Origin of the sequence: Enterobacter asburiae, from assembly GCF_024599655.1 — a bacterium.
GTDB classification, from domain to species: Bacteria; Pseudomonadota; Gammaproteobacteria; order Enterobacterales; family Enterobacteriaceae; genus Enterobacter; species Enterobacter asburiae_D.
This window is the reverse complement of sequence record NZ_CP102247.1, coordinates 2516585-2531158: the sequence shown is the minus strand read 5'-3', so window position 1 is coordinate 2531158 and position 14574 is coordinate 2516585. Positions and strand designations below refer to the sequence as shown.

The window sequence follows — 14574 nt, the reverse complement described above, 5'->3', positions numbered from 1 at the left end:
GTCTGCGCCTCAGAACTCGTACTGGATCATTGATGACAGGGTGTACTGCATGCGGCTGTTAACCAGCGGGCTCTTACCCGCTTCATCAAGCAGGCAGGCTGCGCGACCGGTCACTCCAGCCGCCAGATTTTCACTGATGTGCCAGACCAGTTCGCTATCAACACCAGCTTCCTGTAAACCCGATGATGGGGAATAGGCATCAAGCCCGGTGCGCTGAGACTGGCTCGCGGTGACGCCATAATGGCGCTGCTGATAGCCGCTGTTCGCCCAGGTGATGTCACCTGCGACCGAAAATTCGACGTCCTGCCCGCGCCAGAGGGTGGACTTTACGCCGCTGTTCACGGTCCTCGCCAGCTGCTGCGTCTCGCCACCGTACCGGTGTTTTTGCGTTGCGCTTAACGCGCGCAGCCATATCGTCCAGTCCTCGCGTTGATAACGCATTTCCGCGCCCGCCATCAGCATGTCGGACATATCGCCCATTCCCTGGAGGTCACGGTTTTTTCGAGCGGAGAAGGGATAGTTAACTGTCTCTTTTCGACCCTCATCAGAGGCCAGCAGCAGACTGACGGCAAACGGGGTATCGGGGTGAAATGACCATGCCAGCCCCTCCGTGGAGAGATCCCATTGCCCCCAGTCTTTACTCTTCAGACTCAGGCCGCCCTTCAGCAGCGGTCCGGGGGCGTAATGCCGCGATCCCGAATAAACGGGACTGACCGCGACGCCAAGACCCGCGTAGCCGGACAGCTCCGCACCGTGTAAGGGGGCGCAAAGCATGATCCCCGCGAGCGACACGCCATACAGCAGACTTCTTTTCATTCAATGCCTCTCCTGGCAAAGGGTAAGGGGAAGTGCGTGCAGGCTAGCCTGGTGTTTATCGTAAAACAATAAACATTTATTGTTTTACACTAAAATTGGTAGGTGTGCTCACGCGCTCACGATAAAAAGAGATGCGGCCGGGGAGGAAAGTACGATATCGTAACTCTATGATTGAATGAGAAGTTCGCAGGAACGCCGTCGCAACAGGACGATAAATGATTGATGACATCCGTTATCTGATAGTGTTTGCAAAGATTGCTGAGGCAGGATCCATTTCAGGTGGGGCAGAAGCGTTAGGGCTTACAACCGCTACGGCAAGCACGCATTTATCAAAGCTGGAAAAAAATCTTGGCTGCGCGTTGCTCTACAGAAACACGCGTAAACTCTCTCTGACTCACGATGGCGCAAATTTGCTGGAAACGGCCAAATCGATGCTGGCGCTGTATGAGCAGGGGGTCATTGAATTTAAGCAGCGTTCAATATCAACGGCGAATAAGCTTACTGTTTCTCTTCCTGCCGTTTTTTTGAAGAGTGCGTTTACCCGCCATCTGGCCGATTTTATAAAACGTCATCCGGGCATTTTACTGAATATCTCTTACAGTGATACGCGCAGAGATATTATTGCCGACGGTATTGATGTTGCATTTCGAATCGGCGAACTTCCGGACAGTTCACTTAAAGCGCGCCATCTTTTTGTGCTGCCGCGCCAGGTAGTCGCTTCCCGTGATTTACTCAGCCATTACCCGACGATTACGCATCCTGATGACCTGGCGAAACTGCCGTGGATTGGACTCAGTATGAGGCAGAATAACCGGGAATTCCGGCATAAATCTGGGGAGGTGGCTGTCGTAACGTATACGCCTGAGGTGTATGTAGATAACGTCGAAGCCGCTTATGCCCTTGCCAGGCAACAAATTGGAGTCGCCGCACCTCCTCGCTATTTAAGCGAAGAGGACGTTAAGCGTGGAGAAATGCAGGAAATACTTCCCGACTGGTCATTAGAACCGCTGAAAGTCTATGCCGTATGGCCTGCTAATATGTCGACCAGCAGTATTGCCTACAAATTGATTAATGATATTTATAACGCGATTGAGTTTCACACGTTATAAAGGTTTTAAAATGCTAAAGAGAGCATGTAACACGCCGTAATAAGCAGCAGTCCGCCCATCAACACGTTAAACGTACGGATCTGCTGTGTGCTCCTGAGCAGCGTCGACACCTTTTCTCCCATCAATGCCCATGCAGAAAGCGACAGGTAACAGACTAAAAAATAGACCGCTATAAAGATGAATGCTGCCGCAGGGTTTGAGGGTTCGGAAAACATCGCTGCCCCTGAGGCGCACGCGGTCCATGCTTTTGGGTTGATCCATTGCATGACAAAACCCTGAACAAAACCGGGTGCATCCGTTTTTGTTAATGACATATCGGGCCGGGACGACGCTATCTTATAGCCCAGATACATTATAAATAAAGAACCTGCAATATTAAGATACCGGAAAAACACAGGGTATTTTTCGATTGCAGCGTAAAAACCGAAACAAATAAAGATGAGTAATAACGTAAACCCTATCGTTGCACCGGAGACAAATGAGAAGGTCTTTCTAAAACCGTGAACGGCCCCTGACGAGATAATCACCATATTAACGGGGCCAGGTGAAAATGAAAGCGTCAGTGAAAATATAAACATTGTGAAAAGGAACAGCATTTTATCTCCGTGGGTTGGCTTATCTGCATTAGAGAAGCTGTACTATTAAGTCACGACTTTACTCGTCATGTTTCTGAATACTATCTGGGAACGTACCTCAGAGTAAGTGGCCTTTATCTAAAGGTGTGTTTGATTTTTCGCACCGATCGCGCAGGCTGGCAGGAGACTGTAGGCCGGGCAAGCGCAGTGCCACCCGGCAGAAATGGCGGTCAATAAGGGAGAGTCACTTTAACGGCAGGTAGATATCCGTTTGCAGCGCATGTTCCGGCACCTCGTGAATGAAGTTGAGGTAGTGGAAAAATACCGGGGCATCGCGCAGCGTTTCGCCGCTGGCCGGTAGCCAGTCGCGAAACATCGCCCACACCGTGGCGGAAATAGTATCCAGAGAACCCGTGTGACGGCATACGGCGTAACGTCCGCCGTCGATTTCGCCACTCGAAACCCCAAATTCATTTTCTGGTATCGCTTCAGCGATACTGCCGCAGATATCGAAACGAAAGGCGTCTGCGGGCGTGGTTGCCGGGTCATCCCAGGCAATGCCAAACGTGCTGCTTTCGTGTACTGGCGATAGGCCCGTGCTTTTACGCCAGGCAATAAATTTCGCCGCGCTGTCATTAACCCGATCCGGGTTGCCACGGTGCTGCAGCATTGCCACCTGGGTCTGTGGGAAATCGACAATCTTAATTTCCATTGTTTTTTGCTCCTGAAAGGTCATTTTCGGTACGCGCTGGTGCCAGTTCAGCCAGTCCGGCTGCTGCCGAAACTGACGCGGGCTTTTTCCAAACGCGTTTCTGAAGGCGCGACTGAACGATTCAGGGCTCTGGAAACCGGCATCGAGCGCAATATCAATCACCTTATCCTGAGGATTAAACACCAGTCGCCAGGAAGCATGACGCAGACGCAGCCACTGGATATAGCGATATAAAGGCTGGCCGCTAAACGCCAGAAACTGCCGGTGAAAATGATAAGGCGAACAGCAGGCTAACGCGCTGAGCTTCTCCAGCGTAAGCGGTTCATCGAGATGGTTGGCGATATAGTCGCACACCATTGTGAAGCGCTCGCGGTAGGCCGTTTTGATTGCATCGTTCATTGCATCCTCCTGATGACCCACTTTGCCTCACCTAACGGCCAGAATCCTGACCGATCTTGCCTTATAGTATGTTTGTCATAATTCAAATTTTCTAAGCTACAAAATTTTATGAGGGGTAATGATGGAAAAGGACTTAAAGCCTGAACAAATCGAAATCATAAACCGTATTGTCTTTGAGCAGATCGACAAGATGCAGGTCAGAGTAGACGAAATTCTTGCTGAAACGGAGAGAACCGCACATCAACAGTTGCAGGATAGTGGGATTGATATGACGGAGTTTTATCCGGCTAATAAGGATTTTTTGATGATGACTCTTGTTCAACACTTCATAGATCAAGTGCATGGCGGCGATATGGGTCTGGCCCAAAAGATAATAACCATGGAAGCAAAGCGGCTGAACGTCAGCATACATGTTGAGCAGATTAAATAATATCGAATAAGGAATAAATGAATGGGGTCATGTTTGTGAACAGATAAATTTCGTGATTATCGATGACGCTATCAGCTGCTCGCCGCTAAAGTGCGGCGAGCAGCTGAAAGTTTTTTTTCAGTTCGCTTCATGGTTTGCGCAAATTTCAGCGCAAAATTCCATAAAAGCTTCGACAGCAGCGGGGGGCAGTCGACGAGATGGCCGCGTGATATACAGCGGATAGGTTTCGCCTGGCCATTCCGGAAAAAGTTCGACAAGCACTCCGTCAGCAATCAATTGTGTGACGCTGAGTGAAAGTACCTGGGCAATGCCAACACCACTTACGCAGGACTGCACCATCAGATCTACATCGGTTGTCGTCAAATGACCGTGAGTATCAATTGCCAGTACTTCGCGACCACGACGAAATTCCCACTCAAACGGTTTTCCGCGGCGAGGATCGATATACTGGATGCACTCATGCGTGACAAGTTCTTCCGGATGCTCCGGTCGGCCATGCCGTTTCAGATATTCCGGTGATGCCACAGTGAGCACGCGTGTTTGTAATAGCAGTTTCGAAGAAATAGTTGAGGGTAATTGCGGCCCGAAACGCACCGCAACATCTATACCCTCTGTCACAAGATCCCCTACGTCAGGTTGCTGCACTACTGTAAGTTCTAGTTCCGGATGCAGTTCGCGCAAAAGAGGCAGTTTCGGGGCCAAAATATAACGGGCAAAAATTGGATTAACGCTGACCCGTAATGATCCTCGTACAGCCATGGCGGCACCGGATACGTAGCTTGCCGCAACCTCAATACCTTCAAGGTGTGGCGAGGCGCGCTCGTACAAAGCCCGGCCTTCGTTCGTCAGGTTCATCGTACGCGTCGTACGGTTTAGCAAGCGCACTCCGAGCCTCTCTTCAAGTCTGTCTATCGATCTGCTTACGCCTGAGGCGGACAGTCCTAGTACCTCGCCAGCGCGACTGAAACTACCCGCCTCGACAACTGCGGCCAACACGCTTAATCCTGAAAGTAGCCGTCCGTCAAAACTCATCGATCCCCACCTTTGAATTTAATCAAATATAATTTGCATAAAACTACCTTTATCAAAAATGGTGCGCAACCTATTGTGTCAACCAATTCGTTGCCAGGAGCAATTCTCCCTGTTTCCGGCTGGACGAACCTTGCAACGAACGGCATCTCTTAACCCTGAGGAATACGAAATGACTACGACGCGCACTCTTTTTAAAGGCGGCATCATCCTTACTTTGGATGCCGATATACCCAACCTCTCCGTGGGCGATGTTCTCGTCCATGGCGACCGTATCGCAGCTGTGGGTCCGGAACTGCAGGCGGATGATGCCCAGGTAATCGACGCAACTGACCATATCGTTATGCCCGGCCTGGTCGATGCTCACCACCACATGTGGCTTGGCGTAATGCGCCGTATGATGCCAAATGTCGACGATCTTTTTGCTTACATCGATGTGGTCGCAGAGAAACTGGGCAAACATTATCGTCCATTGGATATGTATCTGAGTACTAAGCTTACGGCACTTGCCTCACTGGATGCCGGTATTACTACCATCATTGATGCCTGCCACAACTCGCGCAGCCCCGAGCACACTGATGCAGCACTAGATGCACTAAAGGAGAGCGGTATCCGTGCGTTACATATGGTCGGTGTAGCAATGGATAAAGAAGCTTCATCGGCGCATTTGCCTGCCGATTTGGAGCGACTCTCGCGAAGCTGGAACACAAATGACAGCCTGGTGCACGTTGGTCTGTTTGGTCAGCTCAATCTTGACTGGTGGAAGGTCGCTCGCAAACTCGACATGCGTATTCTGACCGAATTCATCGGCGATCTCGCCAATCTCGGCCCTGAGTTTGCTATTCCGGGCGTACTGGGCACACATAACATTTTCAACCACTGTTCAAGGGTTCCTCAGGATACCTGGAAGCTCCTGGCCGATTCAGGAGTAAACATCACGGTCAATCCACGATCGGATGCGCTATTTGGCTTCGACGATGAAAGTTTTGCCTATCAGCAGGCTGTTGATCGCGGCTTGACCCCGGCATTGGGCATTGACCTTGATACTGCCTTTGGCAGCGATATGTTCGGGGAAATGCACGCTCTGTTCGGGCAACAGCGATCGGCTATGCGCTACCGTCGCTTCCGTGGTGAGGACAATGTGCCGTCACCCATCACGGCCGAGGACGTCCTGAAAGCGGCCACTGTTAATGGCGCGCGTGCGGCCGGTTTGGAGGACCAGATTGGCACCCTTACTCCAGGTAAGCAGGCCGACATTATCATGGTTCGCACCAGCGGAGCCGCTGTTTTCCCGGTAACCAACGTAATTGGTACCGTCGTGCAGGCGATAGAGCGGTCTGATGTGGATACCGTGATGGTGGCCGGTCAGCTTCGTAAACGTGCGGGCAAGTTGGTGGATATTGATCTGGCGGCGCTCAGTACAGAGATAACCGTTTCACGTGATTACCTGCTCAACGCCAGCGGCTATCACATCGATCTTTTTAAAGCATCCTGATGACAGAACGGCCTGATACACCGGGCCGTTCAACCCTCTTAATCATATTTCATAAAGGATATTTACATGGGAGCCCTCGCCATAAAGCGGCTCGCGGAGGATAACTCCCCGCGCGTCCTGCTTCCCCGCCCGGCAACGGGTGTTATTGCCGCACTTTTCTTTGGTTATCTGGCAGTCGGACTGCCATTGCCGGTGATTCCATTGTTCATCCATGGACATCTCGGTTTCAGCAACCTCGTGGTGGGACTGGTGATCGGCATCCAGTTTCTGGCAACCGTGCTCACCCGCGGCTATGCCGGACGGGTTACAGACCAACAGGGAGGTAAACGCTCTGCTCTTCAGGGAGCAATCCTTTCAGCGATAGCAGGGGCATTGTATCTGGTGGCTTCGGTAACGGAGCTATCACCTACGGCCACCCTTTGCATTGTTATCGCAGGCCGTCTGATGGCCGGTTTTGGCGAAAGTCAGTTCGTGACGGGATGCGTGTCATGGGCAATTGCCTCCGTCGGCCCTCAGCGCGCCGGTATGTCAATGTCGTGGACCGGCATCGCCATGTTTGCAGCGCTGTCGATTGGTGCTCCGGTTGGAATGGCGTTGTATCAGCATTACAGCCTCGCAATGGCGATGATTGCCTGTATTGCAACACCGGTTTTGGCCGCTCTGATTGCAATGTTCACTGCATCATATATATCGCCGGGAGGTCCGCGGCTGCCGTTCCATCGCGTAGTAGGGCGCATCTGGCGCGAAGGGCTGGGATTGATGCTGCAGGGGGTCGGACTTTCCGGGCTTACCGCTTTTGCCTCATTGTACTTTGCAGCACATCACTGGCAGAACGCCGGCTTGGTGATGACTGCGTTTGGTCTGGGTTTTATTTTCGTTCGGCTCGCCCTGGGGCATCTACCAGACCAAATAGGCGGCTATCGCGTTGCAGTTTGGTCATTGGTGGTTGAAGCTCTTGGCCAGGCAATGTTGTGGTTGGGTTCAAATGAATGGATGGCACTTGCAGGTGCTCTGGTTACCGGACTGGGCTGTGCACTGGTTTTCCCCGCATTGGGCGTCGAAGCTATAAGACGTGTTCCACAAGCCAACCGCGGCAGTGCAATGGGCGCATTCGTTGCATTTCTGGATGTCGCTTATGGAATCGCCGGGCCGGTAGCTGGCCTGATCGCCGGTCAGTTTAGTTATGCCGCTGTATATCTGTCTGGTACGGTCTGTGCGCTGCTGGGGGCGCTGATTGCGAGCGCGTCTCGGATGCATCAATCCTGAATAAACATTCGAGCCGGCAGCGCTTGCTGTCGGTTTAATAATCTGGAGAAATTATATGTCACGCATTTTCATCTCCGGTTCGTCAACGGGCCTTGGTCTGATGGCGGCCGAACTGCTGGTTCAACAAGGACATCAGGTTGTGTTGCACGCGCGTAATGCGAACCGCGCAGAAGATGCCCAACGCGCCTTACCCCAGGCTGAAGCCGTCGTTGTCGGTGACCTGGAGACAATTGAAGGTGCCAGACAAACGGCATTACGTGTCAACGCCCTGGGACGCTTCGATGCCGTCATCCACAATGCTGCCGTTGGTTACAATGAAGCGTATCGCGCGACCCGCGACGGGCTGCCGCATGTTTTCGCGATCAACACGCTCTCGGCTTACATCCTCACCGCGTTGATTGAACGTCCGCATCGCCTCGTCTACCTGAGTTCTGGAATGCATCATCATGCCCGGGCAAACCTGGATGATATTCTCTGGAGCAAACGTCGCTGGAATGGGTCTGACGCCTATGCAGAGAGCAAACTGCACGACGCTATGCTGGCTTTTGCTCTGGCGCGTCGCTGGCGTGATGTGCGTAGTAACAGCCTCGAGCCTGGTTGGGTGCCGACAAAGATGGGGGGGCCGAATGCCCCGGACGATATGGACCAGGCGCACCTGACCCAGGCCTGGCTTGCCGCCAGCCGTGATTCTGAGGCTGACGTAACGGGGAAATATTTCTACCACATGAAGCGCATGACGGCTAATCTGCAGGCGCACGACGTCGCATTGCAGGATCGTCTCATTAATATTTGTACTGAGATTTCAGGGATAACGCTGCCGGAGTAATACGTAACGTTAACGAAATGCGCATTAACCATAAAAAACAGAGTGTTTACATCTCAAGGATAAAATAGGTACCATACCCCCCTATAGTATCAGGAGGGCGTATGCCGCATTCACCCGAAGATAAAAAACGTATTCTTACTCGCGTCCGTCGCATTCGGGGCCAGGTTGATGCCCTTGAACGCGCGCTGGAGTCGGGCGATCCCTGTCTGGCCATCCTGCAGCAAATCGCCGCCGTGCGCGGGGCTGCCAATGGCCTGATGGGCGAAATGGTTGAAATTCACCTCAAAGATGAGCTGGTAACGGGGGAAACCACGCCGGATCAGCGAGCCGTACGCATGGCAGAAGTCGGCCATTTGCTGCGCTCTTATCTAAAATAAACCCACACACCTGACAAAAAGGGAAGACATGATGAAATCTCGCGCTGCAGTTGCATTTGGTCCCGGCCAGCCGCTCAAGATCGTTGAAATCGACGTAGCACCGCCGAAGAAAGGCGAAGTGCTGATCAAAATCACCCATACCGGCGTGTGCCATACCGATGCGTTTACGCTCTCCGGTGACGATCCGGAAGGCGTCTTCCCGGCGGTGCTCGGTCATGAAGGGGGCGGGATTGTCGTGGAAGTGGGCGAGGGCGTGACCAGCCTGAAGCCGGGGGATCACGTGATCCCGCTGTACACGGCGGAATGCGGCGAGTGTAAGTTCTGTAAATCCGGTAAAACCAACCTCTGCCAGGCGGTTCGCGCGACTCAGGGGAAAGGGCTGATGCCGGACGGCACTACCCGTTTCTCTTATAACGGCGAGCCTGTTTATCACTACATGGGCACCAGCACCTTCAGCGAATACACCGTTTGCGCGGAGATTTCGCTGGCGAAGGTAAACCCGCAGGCACCGCTGGATAAAGTCTGCCTACTGGGCTGCGGCGTGACCACCGGTATTGGCGCGGTGCATAACACAGCAAAAGTTAAAGAGGGCGATACCGTTGCGGTGTTCGGTCTCGGCGGCATTGGTCTGGCGGTGATTCAGGGCGCGGTGCAGGCGAAGGCCGGGCGTATCATCGCGGTCGACACCAACCCGGAGAAATTCAAGCTGGCGGGTGAAATGGGCGCGACCGATTTCGTGAACCCGAAAGATCACGAAAAACCGATTCAGGATGTCATTGTTGAGATGACCGACGGCGGCGTTGACTTCAGCTTCGAATGTATCGGCAACGTGAACGTGATGCGTTCCGCGCTGGAGTGCTGCCACAAAGGCTGGGGCGAGAGCATCATCATTGGCGTGGCCGGTGCGGGTCAGGAGATTAAAACCCGTCCATTCCAGCTGGTCACCGGGCGCGTATGGCGCGGCTCCGCGTTTGGCGGCGTGAAGGGGCGTACCCAGCTTCCAGGTATGGTTGAAGATGCCATGGTCGGCAAGATTCAGCTCGATCCGTTTATTACCCACCGTTTACCGCTGGAGCAGATCAACGAGGCGTTCGATCTGATGCACGAAGGCAAATCCATCCGCACCGTCATTCATTTCGGCGACAAGTAACTCTTCTGCCAGCGGTTTTTCACCGCTGGCGTTTCTTTAATAATCTTCTCTAAAGTGTGACCAGTGCGGCGTTTTTAGCCGTAATCTAAATCCCCACCGTGCCGATGACTATTTAACACGCGTGTTTTTACGCATCTTACCTATAAGAGAGTCGACGGTCATGGACAACACTACTTCGATGCTGGCGCAGCGTAAGCTGAGCTTCTTGCATCACATCAGGCTGGTTCCGCTGTTTTCCTCCATTCTCGGTGGCATTATTCTTCTGTTTGCCTTGAGCTCGGGTCTGGCGGGTTATTTCCTGCTGCAGGCCGATCGCGATCAGCAGGATGTCACATCCGAAATTCAGGTGCGTATGGGGCTGTCGAATAGCTCAAACCATCTGCGAACCGCGCGTATCAACCTGATCCACGCCGGTGCGGCAAGCCGTATCGCGGAGATGGATGCGATGAAGCAGAACATCAGCGAGGCTGAAAAGCGTATTAAGCAGTCCCAGGAGAGCTTTACCGCCTACATGAATCGTGCCGTGCGTACCGCTGAGGGCGCAGCGCTGGATGAGGATCTCAAGGCGCGGTACGACGCCTATATCGCGGGCATGCAGCCGATGGTGAAATTCGCCAAAAACGGTATGTTCGAAGCGATTATCAACCACGAAAACGAAACGGCGCGCCCGCTGGATGACGCATACAACGCCGTGCTGCTGAAGGCGATCAAGATCCGTACCGAGCGTGCCAATGCGCTGACGGCCCAGGCGCACAGCCGCACGCAGCTGGGCCTGATGTTTATGGTGGGCGCGTTTGCCCTGGCGCTGGTGCTGACGGCGATGACCTTTGTTGTGCTGCGCCGTACGGTAATCAATCCGCTGCAGCGTGCAGCGAAACGTATCGAGAATATCGCCAAAGGCGACCTGACGATGCCGGACGATGTGGCCGGGCGCAGCGAAATTGGCCGCCTGACGCGCGATCTGCAAACCATGCAGCACTCGCTTGAAAACACTGTGGGCACCGTACGTCAGGGGGCGGAGGAGATCTACCGCGGCACCAGCGAGATTTCCGCCGGTAACACCGATCTCTCTTCGCGCACCGAGCAGCAGGCTGCGGCCATCGAGCAGACCGCCGCGAGCATGGAACAGCTCACCGCGACGGTGAAACAGAACGCCGATAACGCCCATCATGCCAGCAAGCTGGCGGAAGATGCCTCCGGTAAAGCCAGCCGCGGGGGGCAGATGGTCTCCGGCGTGGTCAAAACCATGGGCAATATCTCCACCAGTTCGAAGAAGATCTCTGAGATTACCGCCGTGATTAACAGCATTGCGTTCCAGACCAATATCCTGGCGCTTAACGCGGCGGTAGAAGCGGCGCGTGCGGGTGAACAAGGACGGGGGTTTGCCGTGGTGGCAAGCGAAGTCCGAACCCTGGCAAGCCGCAGTGCGAATGCCGCAAAAGAGATTGAAAGCCTGATCAACGAATCGGTTTCGCTGATTGACCAGGGCTCCGGTGAAGTTGTCGCCGCCGGTAATACCATGAATGAAATCGTCGAGGCGGTTAAGCGCGTGACCGACATCATGCTGGAGATTGCCGCCGCGTCCGACGAACAGAGCCGCGGTATTGTCCAGGTGAGCCAGGCGATTTCTGAGATGGATAAAGTGACCCAGCAGAACGCCTCGCTGGTGGAAGAGGCCTCCGCAGCGGCAGCGTCTCTGGAAGAACAGGGCGCGCGTCTGACCGAGGCGGTCGGGGCGTTTCGTCTGAGCGGTGCAAAGTCGGGCCGCGCGGTGGTGTCGGCACCAGCGGTGAAGAACGCGCCGTTGCGCCCGGCGGCAACGGTTTCCGGGGATAACTGGGAGACGTTCTGAGTGGCGTGTTGTGTCGGGTGGCGGCTTCGCCTTACCCGACCTACAAAATCTGACCTACAAAAAAGGGACCTTGCGGTCCCTTTTTCACATCTACTTTTTATCGGGTAACGCGTACGCGATAACGTAATCACCGCGATCCGGCGACTGGCGAGCCCCCCCGGCGTTGATGATGATGTACTGTTTACCGGTTTTCGGCGACATGTAGGTCATCGGGCCGGACTGGCTGCCGACCGGCAGACGGTCTTTCCAGATCTCTTTCCCGGTGGCGGTATCAAACGCGCGCAGATAGAAATCCTGCGTGCCGGCGAAGAACAGCAGGCCGGACTGGGTAGAGAGCGATGCGCCCAGCGTCGGCATACCGATTGGGATTGGCATGTGCATACGAATGCCCAGCGGGCCGGTATCTTCCACCGTGCCAACAGGGACCTGCCACACCAGCTTGCCGGTTTTCAGGTCAACGGCCGACATGGTGCCGAACGGCGGCTTCTGGCAAGGAATGCCCAGCGGCGACAGGAAGCGTTCGCGCATCGCGCCGAACGGCGTGCCGTCCATCGGTACGATACCCATCTCGATGCCGCTGGCGTTTTTCGCCACGTTAGCGCGCGGCACCATGTAGTTTGCCAGGCCCAGGCGCATATCGTTGACGAACATCAGGCTGTTGTTCGGGTCAACGGAGACGCTGCCCCAGTTCATCCCGCCGAGAGAGCCAGGGAACTGCAGGGAACGGTCGAGACCCGGCGGGGTGAAGACGCCCTGATGACGCATCTCTTTAAACTGAATACGGCACAGCAGCAGGTCGACAGGCGTCGCCCCCCACATGTCGGATTCAGTCAGCGTCTGGTTGCCAATCATCGGCATGCCTACGGAATACGGCTGGGTCGGAGAGTAGCGTTCACCTTCAACGTTCCCCGCCGGAACGGGACGCTCTTCTACCTTCGCCACCGGCTTGCCGGTTTCGCGGTTAAGCATGAAGATCATGCCCTGCTTGCTGGTCTGCACCAGCACAGGCGTGGTGCCGCCTTTACCGTCTGGCAGATCGTACAGCAGCGGCTGGGAAGGCAGGTCAAAATCCCACAGGTCGTGGTGGGTTGTCTGAAAATGCCAGCGCACCTGACCGGTGGTCGCGTCCACGGCGACGATGGAGGAGCTGTATTTATCGTCGAGCGCGGTACGTTCGCCCGCCCAGAAATCCGGGGTGGCGTTGCCGGTTGGCAGGTAGATCAGGTTCAGCTTAGCGTCGTAAGACATCGCTGACCAGACGTTCGGCGTGCCGCGCGTGTAGGTCTGGCCTTCCGGCGGCAGGCCGGTCAGGTTCGGATTACCCGGATCCCACGCCCACGCCAGCTTACCGGTGTGAACGTCGTAGGCGCGCACCACGCCCGGCGGTTCGCCGGTGGAGAAGTTATCCGCGACGCGACCGCCGACGACAACGACATTGCCGGCAACCAGCGGCGTGGAGGTCTGCTGATAATAGCCGGGCTTGATCTCGCCCATGCCGACGCTCAGATCAACGGTGCCATGGTCGCCAAAGTCATCGCAGACCTTGCCGTTATCCGCGTTGATGGCAATCAGGCGGGCGTCGGTGGTCGGCAGAAACAGACGGCGAGGGCATGCCGCAGGTGGTGTCTCCGCCTGTGACGTTGTCACGCTGGAATGATCTTCAAAATAGCCCAGACCGCGGCAGCGCTGCCAGTTAGGGGCCGTGGCTTTTGAATCGTAGCGCCATTTTTCTTTACCGGAATCCACGTCCAGCGCCAGCACCTTACTGTATGGGGTACAGACATACAGCGTGTCGCCAACCTGTAAAGGCGTGTTTTGATCTTCCGCGCCGGATCCGTTGCTCTGCGGAATATCGCCAGTGTGCGCAACCCAGGCGACCTTCAGATCGCTGACGTTTTGCTTGTTAATCTGGTCCAGCGCGGCGAAACGGTCGCCGTGAGTGGTATTGCCCCAGTGCTCCCAGTTCTTTTGCTGCTCGCCGGGTGCGACGGGTTTAACCGGAACGGGCTCGTTCGCGGCCACGAGGGTTTGTGGCTTAAACATCCAGCCCAGGCTGACCAGCATGGCCACCGCGAGCACGGCCGCGACGCCAAAAGCGGGCGCCTTGTTCGCGGCGCTGTGGTTAGCAGCACGCAGGAAAGGCCAGACGATGGCGCAGAGGAAGGCCAGTACGGCAAAGGTAAACAGGCGAGAGAAGAGCGGCCAGAAATCCCAGCCCGCATCGCTTACCGCCCAGAACAGCGAGGCAATAAACGCGATGCTGTAAAGCACGATCCCGCTGGTGCGATTGAGGAAAATCAGGATCGCGGCAATCACCATGACCACGCCCATTATCAGGAAGTATCCACTTCCGCCTACGGTGGCGAGCTTAAAGCCCAACCCGCCGACCGCCAGACCGATGAGCATCATCAGTCCGGCAAGAAGCCACTGCAGAATACGAGGTATCCCGCGCGGCGCGCTGCCAAATGCCATGTCTTTCTCCTTTCGATCCCCCCGCCGTGCCGGGTGTGTACCAGTTGGGTAATAATTGCGGGAAGA

At 54.9% G+C, this 14574-nt stretch carries 13 protein-coding genes; 8 read left to right on the top strand and 5 right to left on the bottom strand.

Translation table 11 applies throughout. The features are described from left to right. Positions 1-9 precede the first annotated feature (9 nt). Complete coding sequence (locus NQ230_RS11955) at positions 10-816, bottom strand: MipA/OmpV family protein (RefSeq protein ID WP_257257814.1); 807 nt, start codon at positions 814-816, stop codon at positions 10-12. Positions 817-1031: 215 nt separating this feature from the next. On the opposite strand from NQ230_RS11955, the gene NQ230_RS11950 reads away from it, so the two are divergent. Next, positions 1032-1925, top strand: coding sequence for a LysR family transcriptional regulator (locus NQ230_RS11950; protein WP_193939668.1), 894 nt, complete (start codon positions 1032-1034; stop codon positions 1923-1925). Between the two features lie 5 nt (positions 1926-1930). Here the strand turns inward: NQ230_RS11950 and NQ230_RS11945 are convergent, their stop codons facing one another. Both NQ230_RS11945 and NQ230_RS11940 read right to left on the bottom strand, forming a co-directional pair. Further along, positions 1931-2521, bottom strand: coding sequence for a LysE family translocator (locus NQ230_RS11945; RefSeq protein WP_257257813.1), 591 nt, complete (start codon positions 2519-2521; stop codon positions 1931-1933). A gap of 223 nt (positions 2522-2744) precedes the next feature. Next, on the bottom strand, positions 2745-3611 hold the full coding sequence (locus NQ230_RS11940) for an AraC family transcriptional regulator (RefSeq protein WP_257257812.1): 867 nt from the start codon (positions 3609-3611) through the stop codon (positions 2745-2747). A gap of 121 nt (positions 3612-3732) precedes the next feature. On the opposite strand from NQ230_RS11940, the gene NQ230_RS11935 reads away from it, so the two are divergent. Next, positions 3733-4041, top strand: a complete 309-nt coding sequence (locus NQ230_RS11935) for a nitroreductase (protein WP_259385590.1) — start codon at positions 3733-3735, stop codon at positions 4039-4041. 117 nt (positions 4042-4158) lie between these two features. Here NQ230_RS11935 and NQ230_RS11930 read toward each other — a convergent pair whose 3' ends face one another. Continuing rightward, positions 4159-5073, bottom strand: a complete 915-nt coding sequence (locus NQ230_RS11930) for a LysR family transcriptional regulator (RefSeq protein WP_121423675.1) — start codon at positions 5071-5073, stop codon at positions 4159-4161. A 169-nt stretch (positions 5074-5242) separates the two neighbouring features. On the opposite strand from NQ230_RS11930, the gene NQ230_RS11925 reads away from it, so the two are divergent. From NQ230_RS11925 to NQ230_RS11900, 6 genes are all read left to right on the top strand, one after another. Continuing rightward, complete coding sequence (locus NQ230_RS11925) at positions 5243-6565, top strand: amidohydrolase family protein (protein WP_121423676.1); 1323 nt, start codon at positions 5243-5245, stop codon at positions 6563-6565. A 66-nt stretch (positions 6566-6631) separates the two neighbouring features. Next, positions 6632-7831, top strand: coding sequence for an arabinose transporter (locus tag NQ230_RS11920; RefSeq protein ID WP_121423677.1), 1200 nt, complete (start codon positions 6632-6634; stop codon positions 7829-7831). A gap of 55 nt (positions 7832-7886) precedes the next feature. Then, positions 7887-8657 (top strand): SDR family oxidoreductase, encoded by a 771-nt coding sequence (locus NQ230_RS11915; protein WP_159514125.1) that lies wholly within the window; start codon positions 7887-7889, stop codon positions 8655-8657. A 101-nt stretch (positions 8658-8758) separates the two neighbouring features. Then, entirely contained in the window at positions 8759-9034 is a 276-nt protein-coding gene (locus tag NQ230_RS11910; protein WP_003857256.1) for a metal/formaldehyde-sensitive transcriptional repressor, read from the top strand. Between the two features lie 31 nt (positions 9035-9065). Then, the gene (locus tag NQ230_RS11905) at positions 9066-10184 is read left to right on the top strand and encodes an S-(hydroxymethyl)glutathione dehydrogenase/class III alcohol dehydrogenase (protein WP_047958543.1); all 1119 of its coding nucleotides are present in this window, start codon (positions 9066-9068) and stop codon (positions 10182-10184) included. A gap of 160 nt (positions 10185-10344) precedes the next feature. After that, the gene (locus NQ230_RS11900) at positions 10345-12036 is read left to right on the top strand and encodes a methyl-accepting chemotaxis protein (RefSeq protein WP_257257810.1); all 1692 of its coding nucleotides are present in this window, start codon (positions 10345-10347) and stop codon (positions 12034-12036) included. A 90-nt stretch (positions 12037-12126) separates the two neighbouring features. Here the strand turns inward: NQ230_RS11900 and NQ230_RS11895 are convergent, their stop codons facing one another. Then, positions 12127-14508, bottom strand: a complete 2382-nt coding sequence (locus NQ230_RS11895; protein ID WP_257257809.1) for a glucose/quinate/shikimate family membrane-bound PQQ-dependent dehydrogenase — start codon at positions 14506-14508, stop codon at positions 12127-12129. Positions 14509-14574: the final 66 nt, after the last annotated feature.

What these genes read in the sequence shown, in the direction of transcription:
- NQ230_RS11895 (WP_257257809.1), bottom strand. Translation starts at nt 14,508, where the DNA reads ATGGCATTTGGCAGCGCGCCGCGCGGGATACCTCGTATTCTGCAGTGG.
- NQ230_RS11930 (WP_121423675.1), bottom strand. Translation starts at nt 5,073, where the DNA reads ATGAGTTTTGACGGACGGCTACTTTCAGGATTAAGCGTGTTGGCCGCA.
- NQ230_RS11925 (WP_121423676.1), top strand. Translation starts at nt 5,243, where the DNA reads ATGACTACGACGCGCACTCTTTTTAAAGGCGGCATCATCCTTACTTTG.
- NQ230_RS11920 (WP_121423677.1), top strand. Translation starts at nt 6,632, where the DNA reads ATGGGAGCCCTCGCCATAAAGCGGCTCGCGGAGGATAACTCCCCGCGC.
- NQ230_RS11950 (WP_193939668.1), top strand. Translation starts at nt 1,032, where the DNA reads ATGATTGATGACATCCGTTATCTGATAGTGTTTGCAAAGATTGCTGAG.
- NQ230_RS11905 (WP_047958543.1), top strand. Translation starts at nt 9,066, where the DNA reads ATGAAATCTCGCGCTGCAGTTGCATTTGGTCCCGGCCAGCCGCTCAAG.
- NQ230_RS11935 (WP_259385590.1), top strand. Translation starts at nt 3,733, where the DNA reads ATGGAAAAGGACTTAAAGCCTGAACAAATCGAAATCATAAACCGTATT.
- NQ230_RS11915 (WP_159514125.1), top strand. Translation starts at nt 7,887, where the DNA reads ATGTCACGCATTTTCATCTCCGGTTCGTCAACGGGCCTTGGTCTGATG.
- NQ230_RS11910 (WP_003857256.1), top strand. Translation starts at nt 8,759, where the DNA reads ATGCCGCATTCACCCGAAGATAAAAAACGTATTCTTACTCGCGTCCGT.
- NQ230_RS11945 (WP_257257813.1), bottom strand. Translation starts at nt 2,521, where the DNA reads ATGCTGTTCCTTTTCACAATGTTTATATTTTCACTGACGCTTTCATTT.
- NQ230_RS11940 (WP_257257812.1), bottom strand. Translation starts at nt 3,611, where the DNA reads ATGAACGATGCAATCAAAACGGCCTACCGCGAGCGCTTCACAATGGTG.
- NQ230_RS11955 (WP_257257814.1), bottom strand. Translation starts at nt 816, where the DNA reads ATGAAAAGAAGTCTGCTGTATGGCGTGTCGCTCGCGGGGATCATGCTT.
- NQ230_RS11900 (WP_257257810.1), top strand. Translation starts at nt 10,345, where the DNA reads ATGGACAACACTACTTCGATGCTGGCGCAGCGTAAGCTGAGCTTCTTG.